17 protein-coding genes are annotated in these 21,196 nt (G+C 42.7%); 7 read left to right on the top strand and 10 right to left on the bottom strand.

The window, feature by feature from the left end:
- Positions 1–3: 3 nt before the first annotated feature.
- From N5O98_RS08975 to N5O98_RS08960, 4 genes are all read left to right on the top strand, one after another.
- Positions 4–564: a F0F1 ATP synthase subunit delta gene (locus tag N5O98_RS08975; RefSeq protein ID WP_004295760.1), complete on the top strand. Its 561-nt coding sequence runs from the start codon at positions 4–6 to the stop codon at positions 562–564.
- On the top strand, positions 564–2,147 hold the full coding sequence (gene atpA, locus N5O98_RS08970) for a F0F1 ATP synthase subunit alpha (RefSeq protein WP_004308864.1): 1,584 nt from the start codon (positions 564–566) through the stop codon (positions 2,145–2,147). Before N5O98_RS08975 ends, atpA begins: the two co-directional genes overlap by 1 nt.
- A 123-nt stretch (positions 2,148–2,270) precedes the next feature.
- Entirely contained in the window at positions 2,271–3,167 is an 897-nt protein-coding gene (locus tag N5O98_RS08965; protein ID WP_004308865.1) for a F0F1 ATP synthase subunit gamma, read from the top strand.
- 735 nt (positions 3,168–3,902) lie between these two features.
- Positions 3,903–6,500: a helix-turn-helix domain-containing protein gene (locus N5O98_RS08960; protein WP_022199401.1), complete on the top strand. Its 2,598-nt coding sequence runs from the start codon at positions 3,903–3,905 to the stop codon at positions 6,498–6,500.
- Between the two features lie 28 nt (positions 6,501–6,528).
- Here the strand turns inward: N5O98_RS08960 and N5O98_RS08955 are convergent, their stop codons facing one another.
- The 3 genes from N5O98_RS08955 to N5O98_RS08945 all read right to left on the bottom strand — a co-directional run bounded on the left by N5O98_RS08955 (position 6,529) and on the right by N5O98_RS08945 (position 8,738).
- Positions 6,529–7,149 carry a lysine exporter LysO family protein gene (locus tag N5O98_RS08955; RefSeq protein ID WP_004295766.1) on the bottom strand — a complete coding sequence of 207 codons (621 nt, stop codon included), beginning with the start codon at positions 7,147–7,149 and terminating at the stop codon, positions 6,529–6,531.
- Positions 7,146–7,424 (bottom strand): LysO family transporter, encoded by a 279-nt coding sequence (locus N5O98_RS08950; protein WP_004303461.1) that lies wholly within the window; start codon positions 7,422–7,424, stop codon positions 7,146–7,148. The genes N5O98_RS08955 and N5O98_RS08950 overlap by 4 nt, the downstream gene beginning before the upstream one ends.
- A 402-nt stretch (positions 7,425–7,826) precedes the next feature.
- Complete coding sequence (locus N5O98_RS08945) at positions 7,827–8,738, bottom strand: SDR family oxidoreductase (RefSeq protein ID WP_004308867.1); 912 nt, start codon at positions 8,736–8,738, stop codon at positions 7,827–7,829.
- 138 nt (positions 8,739–8,876) lie between these two features.
- On the opposite strand from N5O98_RS08945, the gene N5O98_RS08940 reads away from it, so the two are divergent.
- Positions 8,877–10,046 carry an RtcB family protein gene (locus N5O98_RS08940; protein ID WP_004308868.1) on the top strand — a complete coding sequence of 390 codons (1,170 nt, stop codon included), beginning with the start codon at positions 8,877–8,879 and terminating at the stop codon, positions 10,044–10,046.
- A 272-nt stretch (positions 10,047–10,318) separates the two neighbouring features.
- On the opposite strand, the gene N5O98_RS08935 is transcribed toward N5O98_RS08940, so the two are convergent.
- The 3 genes from N5O98_RS08935 to N5O98_RS08925 all read right to left on the bottom strand — a co-directional run bounded on the left by N5O98_RS08935 (position 10,319) and on the right by N5O98_RS08925 (position 13,821).
- Positions 10,319–11,602, bottom strand: a complete 1,284-nt coding sequence (locus N5O98_RS08935) for a clostripain-related cysteine peptidase (protein ID WP_115484235.1) — start codon at positions 11,600–11,602, stop codon at positions 10,319–10,321.
- Positions 11,603–11,988: 386 nt separating this feature from the next.
- Positions 11,989–12,888, bottom strand: coding sequence for a helix-turn-helix domain-containing protein (locus tag N5O98_RS08930; protein ID WP_115484234.1), 900 nt, complete (start codon positions 12,886–12,888; stop codon positions 11,989–11,991).
- Between the two features lie 30 nt (positions 12,889–12,918).
- The gene (locus N5O98_RS08925; RefSeq protein ID WP_004295775.1) at positions 12,919–13,821 is read right to left on the bottom strand and encodes a helix-turn-helix domain-containing protein; all 903 of its coding nucleotides are present in this window, start codon (positions 13,819–13,821) and stop codon (positions 12,919–12,921) included.
- A gap of 204 nt (positions 13,822–14,025) precedes the next feature.
- Here N5O98_RS08925 and N5O98_RS08920 point away from each other — a divergent pair, with 204 nt between their 5' ends.
- Positions 14,026–15,033: an SDR family oxidoreductase gene (locus tag N5O98_RS08920; protein WP_004295777.1), complete on the top strand. Its 1,008-nt coding sequence runs from the start codon at positions 14,026–14,028 to the stop codon at positions 15,031–15,033.
- 139 nt (positions 15,034–15,172) lie between these two features.
- Here N5O98_RS08920 and N5O98_RS08915 read toward each other — a convergent pair whose 3' ends face one another.
- The 4 genes from N5O98_RS08915 to N5O98_RS08900 all read right to left on the bottom strand — a co-directional run bounded on the left by N5O98_RS08915 (position 15,173) and on the right by N5O98_RS08900 (position 18,825).
- Entirely contained in the window at positions 15,173–15,721 is a 549-nt protein-coding gene (locus N5O98_RS08915; protein WP_004295778.1) for a hypothetical protein, read from the bottom strand.
- A gap of 81 nt (positions 15,722–15,802) precedes the next feature.
- Positions 15,803–16,576 carry a hypothetical protein gene (locus tag N5O98_RS08910; RefSeq protein ID WP_004295779.1) on the bottom strand — a complete coding sequence of 258 codons (774 nt, stop codon included), beginning with the start codon at positions 16,574–16,576 and terminating at the stop codon, positions 15,803–15,805.
- A gap of 23 nt (positions 16,577–16,599) precedes the next feature.
- Entirely contained in the window at positions 16,600–17,295 is a 696-nt protein-coding gene (locus N5O98_RS08905; RefSeq protein WP_004295780.1) for a response regulator transcription factor, read from the bottom strand.
- Positions 17,296–17,307: 12 nt separating this feature from the next.
- Positions 17,308–18,825: a sensor histidine kinase gene (locus N5O98_RS08900; RefSeq protein WP_182423459.1), complete on the bottom strand. Its 1,518-nt coding sequence runs from the start codon at positions 18,823–18,825 to the stop codon at positions 17,308–17,310.
- A gap of 132 nt (positions 18,826–18,957) precedes the next feature.
- Between N5O98_RS08900 and N5O98_RS08895 the strand changes: the two genes are divergently transcribed.
- Positions 18,958–21,066, top strand: coding sequence for an outer membrane beta-barrel family protein (locus N5O98_RS08895; protein ID WP_004295782.1), 2,109 nt, complete (start codon positions 18,958–18,960; stop codon positions 21,064–21,066).
- The last annotated feature ends 130 nt before the right edge of the window (positions 21,067–21,196 follow it).

The raw sequence follows: 21,196 nt of genomic DNA, 5'->3' as shown, positions 1-21,196 counted from the left end.
AAGATGGAAGTCGGAATACTCTCAATGCGTTATGCAAAAGCCATCATTGAATATGCACAGGAAAAAGGTCTGGAGGACAGGTTATATCAGGAGTTCCTGACGCTGTCGCACAGTTTTTGTGAACAGCCCGGTTTGCGCGAAGCACTTGATAATCCGGTCATCACAACGAAGGAAAAGTTGGCGTTAGTCTGCACGGCTGCCGACGGTGACGGAAAATCGACCAGAGAGTTTGTCCGTTTTATCACTTTGGTACTGCGAAACAGGCGTGAAGGCTATCTGCAATTTATCAGCCTGATGTATCTGGATCTCTACCGGAAGCTGAAGCATATCGGAGTGGGTAAGCTCATTACAGCCGTTCCCGTCAACAAGGAAACGGAAAACCGGATTCGTTCCGCAGCAGAGCATATCTTGCACGCCCAGATGGAACTCGAAACGGTGATAGATCCTTCGATCGAAGGCGGATTTATCTTTGATGTCAACGACTACCGACTGGATGCAAGCGTTGCCACGCAGTTGAAGCGAGTGAAACAACAATTTATTGATAAGAATAGGAGAATTGTATAATGTCTGAAAATATAAAAGTAAGCGAAGTATCTGATATATTGCGCAAGCAGCTCGAAGGAATCAACGCCAATGTGCAACTTGACGAAATCGGTACGGTGCTCCAGGTGAGCGACGGCGTAGTGCGTATCTATGGATTGCGAAATGCCGAAGCCAATGAATTGCTGGAGTTTGACAATGGTATCAAAGCAATCGTGATGAACCTCGAAGAGGACAACGTGGGTGCTGTGCTGTTGGGTCCGACGGACAAGATCAAAGAGGGATTCGTCGTGAAGCGTACCAAACGTATCGCCTCCATCCGTGTAGGAGAGGACATGCTGGGACGTGTGATCGACCCGCTGGGCGAACCGCTCGACGGCAAGGGGCTGGTTGGTGGCGAACTGTATGATATGCCATTGGAACGGAAAGCTCCGGGGGTAATCTACCGTCAGCCTGTGAACCAACCGTTGCAGACGGGATTGAAGGCGGTAGACGCCATGATTCCTATCGGTCGCGGACAGCGTGAGTTGATTATCGGCGACCGCCAGACGGGAAAGACTGCCATCGCTATTGATACGATTATCAACCAGCGCAGTAACTTCCTGGCAGGTGATCCTGTATATTGTATTTATGTGGCTATCGGTCAGAAGGGTTCTACCGTTGCTTCTATCGTTAATACGCTTCGTGAGTACGGAGCACTGGACTACACGATTGTGGTGGCTGCTACGGCTGGTGATCCGGCTGCATTGCAGTATTACGCTCCTTTTGCGGGTGCTGCCATTGGCGAGTATTTCCGTGATACCGGTCGTCATGCGTTGGTGGTTTATGATGACCTTTCCAAGCAGGCGGTAGCTTATCGTGAGGTTTCTCTGATTCTTCGCCGTCCATCAGGTCGTGAGGCTTATCCGGGTGATATCTTCTATCTGCACTCCCGTCTGTTGGAACGTGCTGCCAAGATTATCAGTCAGGAGGAAGTGGCTCGCGAAATGAACGATCTTCCGGAAAGTCTGAAGGGAATTGTCAAAGGCGGTGGTTCGCTCACGGCATTGCCTATCATCGAAACGCAGGCTGGTGACGTATCGGCTTATATCCCGACGAACGTGATTTCTATCACCGACGGACAGATATTCCTTGAAACTGACTTGTTCAACCAGGGTACGCGTCCGGCTATCAACGTCGGTATCTCTGTATCCCGTGTAGGTGGTAACGCGCAGATTAAGGCTATGAAGAAAGTGGCGGGAACATTGAAGATCGACCAGGCACAGTATCGTGAACTGGAAGCGTTCTCCAAGTTCAGTAGCGACATGGACCCGATTACCGCATTGACGATTGACAAGGGACGTAAGAACGGCCAGCTGTTGATTCAGCCTCAATACAGCCCGATGCCCGTAGAACAGCAGATTGCTATTCTCTACTGTGGTACACACGGACTGCTCCACGATGTTCCTCTGGATAAGGTGCAGGACTTTGAACGTAGCTTCATCGAATCGCTGCAACTGAATCATCAGGAGGATGTATTGGATGTATTGAAAACGGGTGTGATTGATGATAATGTGATTAAGGCTATCGAAGAGACTGCCGCCATGGTCACTAAACAATTTATCTAATCGGTCATTGATTTATCTGATTGGCCTTTAAAATAAATCTGAATGGTTTTTGATTTATCTAATTGGCTTTTTTATAAATCAGATCGCCCTTTAATTTTTAATTATTAATTTTTAATTATCACTATGGCTTCACTGAAAGAAGTAAAAACCAGAATAAATTCGGTCAAGAGTACCCGAAAAATCACTTCAGCAATGAAGATGGTGGCTTCTGCCAAATTACACAAGGCACAAGGGGCCATTGAGAATATGCTGCCTTATCAAAAGAAGTTGAACAAGATTCTGACTAACTTCCTAAGCGCGGACCTGCCTATCGAATCTCCTTATGTGCAGGAGCGTGAAGTGAAGCGTGTAGCAATCGTTGTTTTTTCTTCGAACACTTCTCTTTGTGGTGCTTTCAACGCCAATGTCATCAAAATGATGATGCAGACTATCGGGGAATTCCGTACTTTAGGACAGGATAATATCTTGATATTCCCGGTAGGCAAGAAGGTGGATGAAGCGGCCAAACGGATGGGTTTCAAACCGCAGGAGGTTTCTCCAACGCTCTCCGACAAACCAACGTATCAGGAGGCTGCCGAACTGGCTCACCGACTGATGGATCTGTATGTAGCAGGCGAAGTGGACCGGGTGGAAATAATCTATCATCACTTCAAATCAATGGGGGTACAGATTCTTCTTCGTGAGACGTATCTCCCCATTAATCTGACGAACGTCGTAAGTGAAGAGGACAGAGAGAATAAAGAGGAGGTACAGGAGAACGAGATTGCCAATGATTATATCATCGAACCGAACGCAGAGGAATTAATCGCGAGCTTAATCCCCACTGTATTGAGCCAGAAGATTTTTACTGCCGCTGTTGACTCCAATGCTTCGGAACATGCTGCACGTACGTTGGCTATGCAAGTGGCTACGGACAACGCAAACGAGCTGATCCAGGATTTGACGAAGCAGTACAATAAGAGTCGTCAGCAGGCGATTACAAACGAATTGCTGGATATTGTAGGGGGATCCATGAAGTAATTAATCATCTTTCTTTTGTCTTGAAACAAAAGAAAGAAGCAAAGAAAAATTCAAGGCTGACTTTTTTCTCCTACTCGCTTCCTTCACTTCGCTAAAGGGCAGAAACTCGCTACGCTCAAACAGTCTGCCCTTCTTAACGCTCCGTTACGGGCGCTCGCCTGATGGAGAAAAAAGTAGGCCGGGGAACCTGGTGGGGTGGGTGTTGCTGCTTGAATGTTCTAGGGTAGGTTTGTGGGGAAGCTGTGCGATATGTCTGATATTGCTTTGGTGAGTCGCTGTTATATCGTTAATAGTTTTATTATATATTGTTCTGCTTTGCTATATTGAGTCGTATAACGTCTGCGATTTTTATATAGCAAAGCTTTTTTATAAGGGGTATAAACCTTTCATAAGTCTCTTTATACTACATAGGCTACATCGGTTATCATTCTATTAGCCTTTTATTCTATGTCCTCTTTTTATATGGTGAGTTTTTTAATAATAAAGCTTCCCACATTGTAAGGCTTCCACCCGCAGGTCTTCCGGCCTCGTTTTTCCGGCGTCAAGCGCAGGTGGTTTCTCCGGCGTTAAAAAGGGCAGACTGTTTGAGCGTAGCGAGTTTCTGCCCTTTAGCCGGAGGAAGCACCGGAGTAGCCGGAAAAACGCAGCCTTGATTCTTTCTTTTTGGTTCTTTTTCTTTCGTATCAAGACGAAAGAAAAAGAATATTCAGTAACTTTACCGAAAATTGGAAAAGCATGGAAAATAATCCGGAACTGCAGCTTGCTTGGCAGTTCATTGAAAATACAGGCACCCATTTATTTCTTACCGGAAAAGCTGGAACCGGGAAAACGACATTTCTTAGACGATTGAAAGAACATACGCCCAAACGCATGGTCATATTGGCTCCGACAGGGATTGCAGCTATCAATGCGGGAGGCGTAACGATTCATTCTTTCTTTCAGTTGTCTTTTGCTCCTTTTGTGCCCGAAACAACCTTTAATTCTTCCCAGACACATTATCGTTATAGTAAAGAAAAGCGGAATATCATCCGTAGTATGGATTTGCTGGTTATTGATGAGATCAGTATGGTGCGTGCTGATTTGTTGGATGCGGTGGATGCAACTCTGCGGAGGTATCGCGATAGGGAGAAACCTTTTGGTGGGGTGCAACTGTTGATGATTGGAGATTTGCAACAGCTGGCGCCTGTCGTGAAAGACAATGAGTGGGAGTTTTTGAGAAAGTATTATGAGACTCCTTATTTCTTTGCAAGTCATGCATTGAAAGAAACGGCATATATGACGATTGAACTCAAGAAAGTATATCGTCAGAGTGATACGTTCTTCCTTTCTTTATTAAATAAAATTCGGGAGAATAAGGCGGATGATGAAGTGTTGAATGAACTGAACCGTCGTTATCAGCCCGGCTTTCAGCCGCAGAAAGAAGAGGGATATATTCGTCTGACGACACATAATAATCAGGCACAGAGGGTTAATGATTGCGAACTGGCATCGTTGCCCGGCAAGGCGTATCATTTTAGTGCCGAGATAGAGGGGGATTTTCCTGAATATTCGTATCCTGCGGATAAACTTCTGACAATTAAGGAGGGAGCACAGATAATGTTCCTGAAGAATGATCCATCGTCCGAGAAACGGTATTATAACGGTATGATTGGTGAGGTGGTAGCGGTTAATGAAACGGGTATTGTGGTGCGTGGTAAAGGGGATAGATCCGAATTTCAGTTGTTGTCGGAAGAGTGGGGGAATTATAAGTATGTGTTGAATGAGGAGACGAAGGAGATCACTGAAGTGATAGAGGGGACGTTCCGCCAGTATCCTATTCGTTTGGCGTGGGCTATTACGATACATAAGAGTCAGGGTTTGACATTTGAGCGTGCTATTATTGATGCGCGGAATTCCTTTGCACATGGACAAACTTACGTGGCTTTGAGTCGTTGCAAGACGCTGGAGGGTATGGTGTTGGAGTCTCCTTTGCGCAGGGAAGCCATAATAAGTGATGCTACGGTGGATAATTTCACCAAAGCGGTGGAGCAGAATAAGCCGGGTAGCCAGCAGTTGAATGATATGCAAAGGGCGTATTTCTTTGATTTGTTGAGTGATTTGTTTAATTTCTATTCGATCGATCAGGCTTATAAACGGTTGCTTCGTCTTATGGATGAGGATTTGTACAAGCTCTTTCCGAAGCAGTTGGCTGAATATAAGGCGTTGGCTCCCCATGTTAAAGAGAAGATTGTGGAGGTGTCTCAACGTTTCCGCAATCAGTATACCCGGTTGATACATGAGAGTGAGGATTATGCGGCGAATGAGGAGTTGCAGGAGCGGATTCGTTCCGGTGCCGGATATTTTCATAAGGAGTTGGAACCGGTTCGGGCTTTGTATGATAAGACTAATATGCCTCTTGATAATAAAGAGTTGAGAAAGCTGTTGGCAGAGCGTATGCAGGCGCTGGATGATGCGTTGTGGATTAAAGAGTCTTTGTTGGAAGCTGTGTCTACAAGAGGGAAGTTTGCTATCACGGATTATTTGAAGTTGAAGGCTAAAGTAATGTTGAGCCTTGAAGATGATTCTACGTCCTCCGGTTCTTCGAAGGCTTTGAAAGAGAAGAAAGAACGCAAGGAACGGAAAGAGCGTACACGCAGTGCTGAAAAGGTAAAGGTGGAAGTTCCTACGGATATTCTGCATCCGGAGCTTTATCGTGCCCTGTCTGAATGGAGAACAGCTAAAACAAGGGAGATGAATGTTCCTGCTTATGTGATTATGCAACAAAAGGCATTGATGGGGATTGTGAATCTGCTACCGGATAGTCCAAGAGCTTTGGAGGCAATACCTTATTTTGGAGCGAAAGGAGTAGAGAAATACGGGCTTGAGATTCTGGGTATTATCCGCAAGTATGTGGCGGAGAATCAATTGGAAAGACCGGAGATGACGGATCTGTTAATCTCCTCCGGTAATAGTGATGATACTGCAAGGCAACGAAAGACGAAGCTGCAGAAAGAGGCAGAGAAACAGGAGAAAGAGGCGGAGAAGGAGAAAAAGAAGGAGGCGAAGAAAGATACGAAGTTGGTTAGCTATGAAATGTTCCGTCAGGGAATGAATATAGATGAAATAGCCAAGGCTCGTGATTTGGTATCCGGAACCATTGCCGGACATCTGGAGCATTATGTCCGTTCGGGAAAGATCAAAGTGGAGCAGGTGGTGAAAGCTGAAAATATAGCGAAGATTCGCAAGTATTTGGATGAACATGAATACATGGGAATATTCGCTATAAAGGTAGCATTAGGAGACGATGTCTCCTATGCTGATATCAAGTTTGTATTGGCTGTTTCCGGGCATTAATAAATAAGGTTATTATTCCCGGACAGGGTTAAAGATTACAGAAGAAAGAAACGAAAACGGGAACGCTGATGTCAATCAGAATGCCGTGCAGGATGGCGATGGGAATCATTTCTTTTCCTGAATATCTGGTGATGGAAGGCAGCAGTACATCCATCGAGTTGACTCCTGCTGCTGAAATAGGAGCGAGTTTCCCGAAGTACTTCTTGATGATTGGAGTACCAAGAAGTGCCATCATCTCACGGAAAATATTAGTCAGTAGGGCAATGGTTCCCAGTTCCGTAGCCAGTTGCAGTCCTATGGAGGGTTCTTTGAATTGGGTGATAAGGATGGAAGAGAGTGAATAGTAGGCAAATCCACTTCCCACTGCCATACAGTCGAACACGCTCCATTGACGCAATAGCAAACTTGCCAGGGCGGAGAATAACAGCGTACCGATAATTGTTCCCAATGGAATCAGCAACATTTTAGGGTGCAAATGTGAAACAATGGCTTTCAGGTTCTTATTGGAACCGATGCTGATTCCTACTTGTAACATTAATGCATAAAGTATGTACATGGAAACTGTGTGCGTATCGAACTCGAACTTATTGAAAGCTCCCATGATACAGCCTACACAAAAGAATACTATAACGATCAGACTTCCTTTCATTGTTCGCCTCCTTTCCTGAAAAATAATTGTAGTACCAAACGGGCAGCAATCAGGCTTCCCAATACACCGGACACAGCAAGAACAATGGCTTGCCATCCGAACTTACCAAGATTGTTCACAATCAGGCTATTAGAACCGATAGATACACCGAGAATAAAGAGCAACAGGAATATTGTAAGAGAAATTGTCTTTTCTGTCTTCTGTAGAATACTCCAGTTACGCAATACATAGCCGATGCCGATTCCTAAAAACATGGTAGATATAATAGAGAACATAATTGTATATATTTGGGGTTAGGTTAAACTGATGATTGACAACACACAAAAGAATTTTCAAAGAAGATGTTACATCTGCTTGAAAATCAGAAAGGAATACTGCTATGGCTAACAAAACAAGTCAGCAGGTAGTTCCTGTAAAGAAATAGTTGGGAAATTTAGATGAATCCACTGAACCAATGCACATGCACGCAACAAGACTTACAGAAAATAGGTATTCCTGCAAGAAAAAGAGTAGCGTTATGTAATTGTAATGTTTGATTCATCATTGGTCTTTTTTGAATTTGGTGCAAAGATAGTTATTTATTGCATATTTTCAAAATAAATATGCAATAAATAAAGAGAAAGGAATATCCGGAACGAGATAGATGGTTGTAAAAAGTTGGTTATGTGCTCTTTCCCTTATAATTTATCCCAGTTCGCAAGAATTTCTTTTAACTTTTGGGGCCTGTATCCGAGCATTGTCCGGGCTTTATCAATACTCATACCACTGAAGCGGGGACGGGGAGTGCTTTCATTCATTTCTTCTGTGGTGGTAGGATGGATAAGAGAACGGTCGAGTTTCATATAATCTGCTACCTGGTAGGCAATCTCTGCAATGGTCATACATTCATCGCCACAGATGTGGAAGATGCCATTCGCCGTATGTTCTATTAAACGTAGCACTCCATCCGAAACGTCTCCAACATAGGTTGGTGTCCGCCATTGATCGGATACGACACGTATTTCTTGTCCGGCTTTCAGACGGTTCATTACTAGCTGTACAATATTACCGTGTTGTCCCGGCAGTGCCTTGCCATAAACGATTTCTACACGGACAATGGCATAACTGCTGCAAGTTTCTGCCACTCTCTCTTCTCCTTTCCATTTGGTATATCCGTAGTAGTTGACCGGGGCAGGGAGGTCTTTTTCTGTATATAACAGCCCGGCAGTTTCGTTTATCTTTCCATCAAAAACAAAGTCCGTAGATAAATGAATGAACCGGCTTTTGTATTCTTCGCATAAATCGGCCAGTTGGCCTACTGCGGTAACATTGGTAAGATAGGCTTCTTCATGATGCGTTTCGCAATAGTCCGGCACGGACAGAGCGGAGCAATTAATGACTACATCGGGTTGAACCTCTTTGAAGAGATGACTAACGTCCGCTTCATTCCGTATATCTGTTTCGATGAAACGATAATCCTCCGCGTTATTGGGAAGAATATCCGGATGCAGGGAGCAGCCCGTCAGCTTGTATTGTTTACAAGCAGATAAATCATTTACAATCTGGCGTCCGGTGAATCCGTTGGCGCCGATAATTAATATCTTCTTCATTAGGTTCTATATATAGATGTTATAGATTATTTCTACAAAAATAAAAAATAATATCAACTACGCAAATAGATTTCGTACTTCCCTTCTTACTTTGCTCCCGATAACGAGATTTATATGAATTGATAAAAGAAAAGATGTATGGAAAAAGTAATTATGGGAACACGTTTACCCGCTAAACTTTGGTTGGATGAAGTAGAGGACTCTTGTATGTCGCAGATCATGGATTTGACTTCACTGCCTTTTGCATTTAAACATATTGTCATCATGCCTGATGCGCATGCGGGAAAAGGAATGCCTATTGGCGGTGTGTTGGCTACCAATAGCGTGATTGTTCCCAATGCTGTGGGAGTGGATATCGGTTGTGGTATGTGTGCGATTAAGACGAATCTAAAAGCGGAAGGTTTTAGTTATACGGATTTGACTTCCATTATGTCGAAGATTCGTGCAGTTGTTCCTTTGGGATTCGATCATCAGAATAAAAAGCAGGATCAGGAATTGCTTCCGCAAGGATTCGACTTTGAAGAGATGCCTGTTTTGAAGAATCAGTACGAGGCTTGTTTGAAGCAGATAGGAACTCTGGGAGGTGGAAATCACTTTATTGAGATTCAAAAAGATACCGCGACGTCTGATGTTTGGGTGATGATTCACTCCGGAAGCCGTAACATTGGTTTGAAGGTTGCCAATCACTATAATAAGATTGCGCAATATTGGAATGAGAAATGGTATTCTGAAATGGTATCGGGACTAGCTTACCTGCCAATGGAGACACAGATGGCAAAGGATTATTTCCGTGAAATGAATTACTGTGTGGCCTTTGCCTTTGCCAACCGTCAGTTGATGATGACTCGTATTTGTGAAGCCATCCAGGCAGTGAAACCTGAAACGGACTTTGATCCTATGATTAATATTGCCCATAACTATGCAGCTTGGGAGAATCACTTCGATCAGGATGTGATTGTACACCGAAAAGGTGCTACGCGTGCCTATGAGGGCGAGATCGGTATTATCCCCGGATCTATGGGTACCAAGTCTTATATTGTTGAGGGACTGGGTAATCCGGAGAGTTTCAAAAGCTGTTCGCATGGTGCAGGTCGATTAATGGGAAGAAAGGATGCCTGTCGCCGTTTGTCACTGGATGAAGAGAAGGAGAGAATGGATCAGCAAGGTATCATTCACGGACTTCGTTCGCAGAACGAACTGGATGAAGCACCGGGAGCTTATAAAGATATTGCGCAAGTGATAGCGAATGAGCGGGACTTGGTGAAGCCGTTGGTGGAGCTGGCTCCAATGGCGGTGATTAAGGGATAATGTCATGCCATGTTTAAAGGAGTATCTAGCGTATGGACATAAAAAAAGGAGCAACGCCTTGCTCCAACCTTTGTTAACCTTAAATCTAATACTATGAAAAACACAATGCAAAGATACAGACTATTGCGAAATTAGCAAATAATCCAAGAAAAAAAGTATGTTTTATAACATTGATTAAGAATTGGTTTTCTCAATTCAATTTTTATTAAGAGATTTGACAGACCACATGTGAAGAATCAACTCTCTACCACCGTATGCTTCTTAGAGTAGATTTAATGAGTGGCAATATACCACGCTGTTTCGTTCTTTTTTGAAGCACCCGGATTAGTGCTTGGGTCGGAAATCGTGATTCCGGAGAAAGTATTGATATCAATTCTTTCTCCATAGTAGGAGGAAGAGATTGCTGTAAAATACTGTTTGGTATTCCTTTTAAAGGGTACAGTGCGTTTCAGCTGTTCGTTGAATTGTTCTAATAGATCCGGATCGGAACATAGTTTGGAAACGTAATCGCCGTAATCAAAGAATATGGTAGGCGTATATCCGTCTAATCTTTGTAATTCGCCCGTTAATTCTTCGTTAAACGTATAACGCTGATTTATTTCTTTCATAATAGCCGCCAGGTTGTCTAATTCCGAGCAATCAGTAACACCGATTGTTCCGCAGGGAGTCACATAATTTGAATAAAAAGAATAGAAACCGTCACAGACCTTTTCGTAATCTATATTTCCGATTAAGTACTGGCCTATCTTGTCGTATGGCATCCCATAGGCCATTATTTCACTTGTAGAAGCTATCAAGTGGCTTGTTACGTTTTTAAGGTCATAGGCAACCTCTACCGTAGACATATAGCAGTCATCGAAAAGTATATATTCCATCTTTAGGCCCGCGTTCGAAATACCTCCGGCAAGCGTAGTAATATCAGTTTGATATTTCGTTTGTGTTCCTCCAAAAAAACGTGTCATCGGTGCATGTTCATACTCCCAGTGCTTTTTACTAATCTGCAAGCTGCTGCGTGAAACTGCTCTCGATACAGGTATCCATCCCATTCCGTGACATCCGATAATCATTGCATATCGTTTGGCGGGAGCATAGGTTTGTACATCGTTCAAAATAGAAGTGATGCCCTCTGCGGTTGTATAGGTAGGATCCGGATAATCGTAGTTTTTTAAAGTCTTCTGTACACTTTTGCCATTCTCATAGACAAGTTCGGAGAGAGTGGCTTTGGTGGCCGATGTACATATAAATACGATCACCCGTTCATTCTTCAATATATTGTTTCCGATGATACTTTTCAAATCGGCAATGTTCTGATAGAAAAAAGAAGTGAGATTGTTCGACCAGGGTAGATACATGAACACCGTCTGTTCATTATTCGAACGAACAACAGGATCAGTCGGATCGGGATCTGTCGGATCAGTAGTTGAGTCATCCGTTTGCCTTGTAGTTGGAGAGGTAGAAACAGGATCCTCTTTCTCACATGAAATCATGCCAAAAGAAAGAAATAATACAAAGAGGATTGATTTCATCAGACGATAATATGGTTGCATTGTTTCCATTATTCTACAAGGATTAAATAATCTTTTTATATGTAACGTAAAAAGAGAACCTTTTGATCTGTCTTATCGAGACATAATTGACATCTCTCTTTTTGCAAAGTTATTGAAAAATAGCGTAATTCCTATATTATCATGAATAAGAAAAAGGAGAGAGCTTACGTATAGACATAAAAAAAAGGAGCAACGCCTTGCTCCAACCTTTGTTAACCTTAAATCTAATACTATGAAAAACACATTGCAAAGATACGGACTATTGCGAAATTAGCAAATATTCCAAGAAAAAAAGTATGTTTTATAACATAGATTAAGAATTTGATATTCCAATTCAAATTTTATTAAGACTTTTTGATTGCTTTATCTTCCTCTAATCCCTTTGACATATACTTTCAATTAGGTATCCTGAAATCATTCGGAGAACAACCTGTGATTTTCTTAAATAACCGGCTGAAATACTGTGGATTCTGAAAACCCAGCTCTTGCGTTATCTGATTGATTGTTTTATCAGTATTCACCAACCAATCTTTGGCAATCTCGAAGCGTTTGAACTCGATATACTCTTTAAATGATTTCCCCGTTTCATACTTCAGTAAGTCGTTGAAATATTCAGGAGACAAATGAAGCAGGTTCGCGCAATACTTATGTGAAAGTATATCGACAGTCGGTACCTGTTTCGTCTCGAAATGGTTATTTATGATTTTATCGAATTGTTTGATAATCGTTTTATTCGCTTCATTACGTGTAATGAATTGGCGTTCGTAGAAACGGATACAGTAATCCAGCAATAATTCTATATACTTGGAAACTATCTTCTTGCTATGTCGGTCAATGCAACGTTCGAGTTCCTGGTTTATTTTATCCATAAACCCCAGAATGATTTGCTTCTCGCGCAAAGATATATGTAATGCTTCTTCAGGCAGATAAGAGAAGAAAGTATAGTTATGTATATTAAGTCCGAGCGGAGTGCCACAAATCAGATCGGGATGAAAAGCCAATATCCATCCTTTGGAAGGAAAATTCTTACTGTTTTCCTTCATATTGATAGACTCTCCGGGACTAAGGAAGAGCAAAGTACCATCCGAAAAATCATAATACTGGTGACCATACATATACGCTTCACATTTACACTCACTCAATAGAATCGTATAAAAGTCGAACTTGATGCCCGTATGAGCTGACAAGTCAGCCTTTGAGAGATCGATGACACTTACCAGCGGGTGTAGTGTCTTACTCCCCAGGCAACAATTGCATTGATGCACGGTTCCTATTTTGAGTACTTTATCTCCCATGATGTTGAGACTCCTGTATCTAAAATACGTCTAGTTTTTTTGTTTATATTCGTTCGGGGTGCAGCCGACATGCTTTTTAAATAACCGACTGAAGTGCTGTGGATATTGAAATCCCAGTTCATAAGCTACCTGGCTGACAGTTTGAACACCTTCCAGTATTCTTTCTTTGGCCAGTTCGATAATCCGGCACTGGATATATTCCTGTGCAGTTTTTCCGGTTTCCTTCTTTATCAGGTCCCCGAAATAATTAGGAGAGAGGCATGCCTTGTCTGCAAAGTATTTCACGGATGGCAGTCCTTCGGTCATTGCCACCTGATTTTGGAAATATTCGTCCAGTAATTGCTCGAATTTAACGACTATATCTTTATTCGCCTGATTGCGTGTAATGAACTGCCGTTCGTAGAAACGCATACAGTAATCCAATAGCAGTTCGATATTCCGTACGATAAGTTGCTTGCTATGCTTGTCGATAGTATGCTCCAGTTCGAGCCGGATTTTATGTATGCAATCGGTTACGATTTCTCTTTCCTGATCTGAAAGATGCAATGCCTCATTTACCTCGTAAGAGAAAAAAGTATAGTTTTTGATATTCTGTCCTAATGAAGTTCCACGGATTAAATCGGGGTGGAATAAAACCCCAATCGACTTGGTACGGGGAGCCGTTCGGTTACGGTTGTCTATTCCGCTCACTTGTCCCGGTGCCATACAGACAACCGTTCCTTCCTGATAATCGTAATTCTTACGTCCGTATGTGAGATCCCCGCATTTGGCATCTTTCAGGAACAGACAATAGAATCCGATGTTCATACGGATATACTCAACCGACTTGGTAGCTTTTGAGAAGTCGATTACATTAACTAAAGGGTGCAATGTCTCCAGTCCAAACAACTGGTCATACTGATCGACGGTTTCAATTTTTGTTATTTCATCCATATGCTTTGTTATTAATCTGATACAAAGATAAAACATTTGGAGGTATCTTTTTTATTTCATACCTCAAATCAGTAATAAGGGTACAAGAATCAGTAATCTGTATACTACATAAACTTGCGGGCGGAAAAATAAATGGCAATGATTGCTGGAAGTAAGTCATGGAATTGATATATTTGCTCCGGAGAATATAAAAAAACAGGTTTTATGAAAGCATTATTCATTGGAGGAACGGGTACTATCAGTACAGATGTAGTTGCATTGGCGCAACAGAGAGGGTGGGAGATTACTCTCCTTAACCGCGGCTCAAAAAAAATGCCGGAAGGAATTCACAGTATCATTGCGGATATTAATGATGAAGAAGCTGTGGCAAAAGCCATCGCACTTGAACATTACGATGTGGTTGCGCAATTCATCGGTTATACGGCAGAAGACGTAAAGCGTGATATCCGCCTGTTTCAGAATAAAACGCGGCAATACATCTTTATCAGCAGTGCCTCTGCCTATCAAAAGCCATTAACCGATTATCGCATTACCGAAAGCACCCCTCTGGTCAATCCCTACTGGCAGTATTCCAGAAACAAGATAGAAGCGGAAGAAGTATTGATGTCAGCCTACCGGACAAGTGGCTTTCCGGTGACCATCGTTCGTCCCAGCCATACCTATAACGGAACCAAACCTCCCGTAGCCGTACATGGAGATAAGGGAAACTGGCAGATTCTCAAACGGATTCTTGACGGAAAACCTGTCATTATTCCCGGTGATGGCTCCTCTTTGTGGACACTGACTCACTCCAAAGATTTTGCCAAAGGCTATGTCGGACTGATGGCGAATCCACATGCCATTGGGAACGCTTTTCATATCACTACCGATGAAAGTATGACTTGGAATCAGATTTACCAGACAATCGCCGATGCGTTAGGCAAACCTCTGAACGCATTGCACGTAGCATCCGATTTCCTTGCCAAACATAGCGATCATTATGATTTCAGGGGGGAACTCTTAGGAGATAAAGCGGCTACGGTTGTTTTCGATAATTCGAAGATAAAGCGGCTCGTCCCAGATTTTATATGCCATATCTCTATGGCGGACGGATTGCGGCAAGCTGTACATTATATGCTTTCTCATCCGGAAACTCAAACACCCGATCCGGAATTTGATTCGTGGTGTGACCGTATAGCCAATGCAATCAGTGCGGCAGACAAAGCCTTCTGATTTTCCTGATTTTAATAAGTACCTGCCACTAATTAATTGCTATTTTTTAGGCACGGATTACACGGATTAACGCGGTTATTTTTCAGCAATGATAACCCTAAAGACCGTGACATACGTGTAATCCGTGCCTAATTATTATTTAATAAGGAACATTTCTTCCTTGCTGCACCTCAATTCGTATTCCGAAATTACCATTGGCAGATTTCAGTTCGAACGCTCCCCGGAAATTATTCCTTTCCCAAGGCATAGCGCTACGGTTAGGCACCCGCCAGCCATCCTTGTTGTAATCTCCGTAAGTATTGATTCTCATTCCGTTTTTCAGTTTGAAAGATCCCATCTGCATAAACTGTGGAGAAGAAGACAATCCCCAACCATATCCGTATCCAAAACCGGCAAACCCGGAGTAAGAAGACGAAGAAAAAGAGTCGGTGAATCCTTGAGAATAGGTAATATCCGTGTTTAAACGAAAGAGCTGATTATAATCTTTCGTCATATTAGGCATATCTAAATTAAACTTGGGAAGTTCGGGAGTTGCTACGTTCATTAACCCCATATCCAGCAGAAAACCACCAAACTCTTTGATATTGGTAGATGGAGCACGACGAATACTATCGGAAGGAATTTCCGACTGTGCGGATGCAAAACCGACCGATAATATCAGCGAAAGAAATAGAATCAGTTTTTTCATCTTCGTAAAGGTTGATTTACCACAAAGATAGATAATTTCCACCTGACTATCCGCTTCCGTTATGTTTTCTTAGAAAAAAACTTATCTTTTCAATTTAATCACCGGATAAACGACAGGAGCCGTCTCCCATTTCCTTTTCATCGGGTTGTATGAGCGTTCCATACCTCCATGGAGTTCGATATAATCGTTGAACTTGATTTCAAGCATCATGCCATAACCGCTTTGCGGATAGATAGGAGTGAGATATCCCTGCGAAGCATTTCGTTCGCCATTCACAGAATATTCGCCGAAAGCCCGTATACGCAGAAATTTATTAATCCGGTAAGCGGCCGAACCGCTAAAACCAAAATCATTTCTGGCACCATGTTGGAAAGAAGGCATTGTGTACTTGGCACTGAACAGCCCACCTGAAAGCTCCCATCGTTCATTAGGGGCATACGTATAAATGGCACCTACCTGAATATGCGTCCCCATGGTAGGATACGTATTATGCAAACTATACGTACTTAAATAGCTGTTAGCATTGATCCCGAAAATATCCGACCGATTATAGTCACGGCTGAAGGGATCGAAAGAAGTACCCAGTCTGGGAGTAGGCCAGGGAGTATCCATAAATTCGGGAGGAGATATATGAAGCGTCATGCTATCCGTTTGAATGGTTGGCTTCCTGTCGTTCGGCGTTATATTCATATCGGGTAAGATGAAGCCCTCCTTATCCATATTTAATGGCTGCTTTTGCTCCGGTGGCAGAAGAACCGCACGGCCGATGCTATCCTTTTTTACTTCCACCTGTTGCGCAAATGCGGTACAGGTACAAAGTAAAAACATAAATCCTGTGAACTGTCTTTTATTCATGGCACTTTGCGGTGTTAAAGAGTTTAGTTGACAATCAGTTTATAACCGATTCCCCGTACATTGACAATACGTATCTGTTCATCTTGCGAGAGTTTATGCCGCAATTTGGTAATGAACACATGCAAGCTTCGGGAATTGAAAAAACTGTCGTCTCCCCAAAGTTCGAGCAAGACATCCTGCGTGTTGACCACCTGATTCCGGTTTTCGCAAAGCCGTTTCAAGATTTCCGATTCACGATGAGAGAGTTCCTGTCTCGTTCCTGCGTGTAATAAAGTTTGTGCAACAGGATCAAACAGATAGCTTCCTATCTCAAAATGATTGGCAACCTTATTCTCTGTGAAGAGAAAAGCCTTTCCCATCAGTGCTTTGATTCGGATAATCAGCTCTTGTATACCGAAAGGTTTTTTCAGGTAATCATTCGCTCCGAGTTCAAACCCCTCCACCACATCATTGATGGCCGAACGGGCAGTCAGGAATAAGACAGGAGTCTGTTTATCCGTCTGGCGGATGCGACGTACCATTTCAAAGCCATCCATTTTCGGCATCATCACATCGGCTACAAGTACATCCGGATGAAGTTCGAAGAAAAGGCTTAGTCCTTCCTCACCGTCATTCGCCGTATGAATGATAAAATCATTTTCTTCAAGTGTATCCTTGATAATCATGGCGAGCGTCTGTTCGTCTTCTACCAGTAATACGGTAATTTTGTTTTTACTCATGATTTTATGGGTTTATAAAGTAATGGTAAAAGTGCTTCCTTTGTCCGGTTCACTTTTTACGGTGATAGTTCCTCCATGTTTTTCGACCATACTCTTGACATAGAACAGTCCTAGTCCGTAACCTTTTATATTATGAAGATTACCCGTCGGGACCCGGTAGAATTTATCAAATATGTGCTTTTGTTTATCAAGTGGAATCCCGATTCCCCGGTCGGTAACGCTGACGGTTACTGTCCCCCCAGTCTGTCGGCAGGAAATAGACAATTCGGCTTCCTCTTTCGAGTATTTCACTGCATTATCTATCAGGTTACTGATGATGTTGCTGAAATGCGTACGGTCGGCTACAATGACAAGCGTTTCCGGTTGAATATCCAATTCGATATGTACAGGCTTGTCCGCTTTTAGCTGGTGCTGCTCCATGAGCGGAGTAATCAACTCCTTCAGGTTGATTTCCTCCGGATGCAAACGAAACGTTTTGCGACGCTCCATTCCCATGGATAAAATCTGTTCCACCAGCCCGCTAAGCCTTTGCAACTGCTCCTGACTGATGCGTAGATACTGGTCGCGCTTGCTTTTCTCTTCCGCCTGGTTAAAGTTCAGTAATGCGTCATTAGCCGCATAGGCTACGGCAATGGGAGTCTTTAATTCGTGCGTGATATTATTGGTAAAATCACTTTTCATTTCATCCAGCGTTTTCTGTTTCAGAAGCGTCCGGATAAGGAACCAGAAAGAGAATCCGAGAATCAGAAGAATTACAAATGAAGTGACCAGAATACCTGTCATCTGCTTTAACACCAATGAATTGATCGGCTCGAACACCAGTTGGTAGCGTTGGCTGTGATGCATATTAAATTCATAGTCATAGCGGATTGCCTTGGGACTGGGAATATAACTGCTATCTCCCGCAATACCTAATGTATCGGTATATACAATGGAAGAATCGGCACTGATTCCGGTATAAATCAAAAGAGTGTGATGAGGAATAGAGAGATTATGCTCTTTCATCACATGGGTGAGCAAACTGTCATATCGCTGCAGGTTGACATCTATATAAGTGTCCACACCCGAATGAATACCCTGCTGAATACTCATTAACAGCTCCTTTAGCGAATCTTGCTTTTTCAATAACACATCCAGCCCGTTCTCGCTACTTGCAACAGGTGTAGAATCTTCCGGAGCGTTACCAACGGTCTTTACCGTATCCGTAGTAGTTTCTGTCCGGGAGTGTATCGTATCCTGACGGCTACTATCCGTATAAGAAATCGTTTGTTTAGTCACTAATGAATTGCCGTCCGCATCATATCCGGCTGATACCGTCAGCGAACCGTGTTCCACATTATCTTTTTGCAAATCATTTACCCGGAGCACGACCTCGTTAAAGTCACTCGTCCGCATCGCATCTCTGATATTGCTCTCCATTTCCATCTTCATAGACCGGTAAAGCCCTGTCAACCAATAAGCTTGATAAACAAAGATTCCGATTAATGAGCAGATAACCAGTATGACAATATGTTTTAGTGGTAATTTCATACTGACAAAGATAATAGGAAACTATTCTTATTCTTCTCTTTGATAAGACTAAATAACACTAGATAAGCCAGTGATAACGCAAATTTCCATTTTTTCTACCGTATTTTGTCGTATTCCAAAAATAAAGACGAAATGAAACGGATTAATTTACTATTTATGTCTCTTCTATGTGTGTGGATATCCGCTACAGCACAAGTCGGACAACAGTCACAGGAACCTGTCGACAGTATCAAGAATATAGGTTATATGGATAGTTTGTTTCAGGAACTGCCCGAAGTGATGATTATAGGTGAACGCCCTATCGTGAAAGCCGAACAAGGCAAACTCGTGTATGACGTGCCGAGACTGGTGGGCAACCTGCCTGTGGATAATGCCTATGATGTTGTGAAAAATCTTCCGGGTATAGTAAATATGAATAATAGTCTGATGTTGGGAGGACAGGAGGTAACTGTTGTCATCAACGGAAAAGTGACCACTCTGTCTGCCGAACAATTGGATGCTTTATTAAAATCGATTCCTGTCAGCCGGATTGAAAAGGCGGAAGTGATGTATTCCGCTCCGGCACGCTATCAGGTACGCGGACCGATGATTAACCTGATATTAGCACCCGGCACAGGACAAGCATCTTCCCTTCAAGGAGAACTCTATACAGCTTTTAACCAACATCACTACGAATCTTTGGCAGAACGTGGAAGTCTTCTGTACTCCGGACGTAAATTCTCTGCAGATCTTCTTTACTCTTACTCTTATGATCGTGACCGAAGGATTACGGAGAAAGAAGCACTTCACACATTAGCCGATGGTTCAGCGCATCAGATGGATATGGATGAAATAATGACTTCCCGTACCAACAGTCATCAGATACGTCTCGGAATGGATTACTCTCTAGCAGAAGATCATCTGTTAAGCCTGGTCTACACAACAGCTTTTACCGATTCCAAACATTATTCCATAGCTACCGGTGCGCAAAACTCTGTTACCGATTCACAGGGAGACAGCCAGCTCCATAACGCAAAGTTAGATTATCAAACCCCTTTCGGGCTGAAAGCTGGAGTGGCATTTACATCCTATCATTCTCCCGGCAGCCAATTATTATATAGCACGATGGGAACAGAGACAATGAATTTCTTAAGCCGCGATAAACAACAAATCAATCAATGGCGTTTTTATGCCGGGCAAGAACATACCTTAGGCAAAGGGTGGGGATTGAATTATGGTATGGCTTACACGACCGCCTTAGACCATAGTTACCAGAAATATTACGATCCTGAAACAGACCACTTACTGCCGGATAATAATATGGCCTCCCGCCGTCGCGAACAAACCCTGAATGTTTATGCAGGACTGAATAAGAGCTTTGGCGATAAACTCTCGGCCGATGTTTCCCTGGCAGCAGAGCAATATCATACAGATATCTGGAATGGATGGAGCCTCTATCCGGTAGCTAATCTGACTTATATGCCTGCCGCCGGACATGTCCTGCAACTCTCATTGAGTAGTGATAAGGAATATCCTGAATACTGGAGCGTGCAGAACTCTATTTCTTACATGGGAGCCTATTCTGAAATTCAAGGTAATCCCTATCTTAAACCTGCAACGAACTATGAAACGAGTTTCACTTATATATTGAAAAGCAAGTACGTCTTTTCTGCCTTTTATAGCTATACAAAAAACAACGAAATGCAAACCCTTTACCAGTCACCTGAACGTTTGGTGGAGATTTACAAGCTCTTCAACTTTGATTTTTCATCGCAGGCCGGATTAATGATGACAGTTCCCTTCAAGGTAAAAAAATGGCTGGACTCCCGTATTACAGCCATCGGCTTTCGCTATCGCCAAAAAGACAGTGATTTTTGGGATATCCCGTTTGACCGTAAACTATATACATTTGTGTTGACGATGAACAACACCTTTACCCTTTCCACAAAACCCGACTTAAAATTCACTTTGACCGGATTCTATCAAAATAGAGCCATCCAGGGTATTTTCGATCTTCCCCGTTCGGGAAACCTGGATGCGGCACTTCGTTACACCTTTGCAAAAGGAAAAGCACAACTAACCTTGAAGTGTGATGATATATTCAACACTTCTACCGTTTCGACACAAGTTCGCTACGGATTGCAGAATGTAAAGAACCATTATATGCGGACCACCCGTACATTCGGCGTTTCGTTTAACTATAAGTTTGGGGGATACAAAGAGAAGAAAAGGGAAGAAGTAGATACCTCCCGTTTTAAATAAACGCTAATTAATTTTTAGACATAAGAGCGAGAAAAATTTCAGACATAAGAACAAAAGAACATAAATGCTGCGCTTTGAAAATTATTTCTGTTGTTTATTTAACTGCTATTTTATTTTTTGTTCTTATGTT

The organism is Bacteroides sp. LFL-34 (assembly GCF_027257075.1).
Classification (GTDB): domain Bacteria; phylum Bacteroidota; class Bacteroidia; order Bacteroidales; family Bacteroidaceae; genus Bacteroides; species Bacteroides ovatus.
The sequence above is the reverse complement of the archived record's forward strand: the minus strand, read 5'-3'. Positions and strand labels throughout refer to the sequence as shown.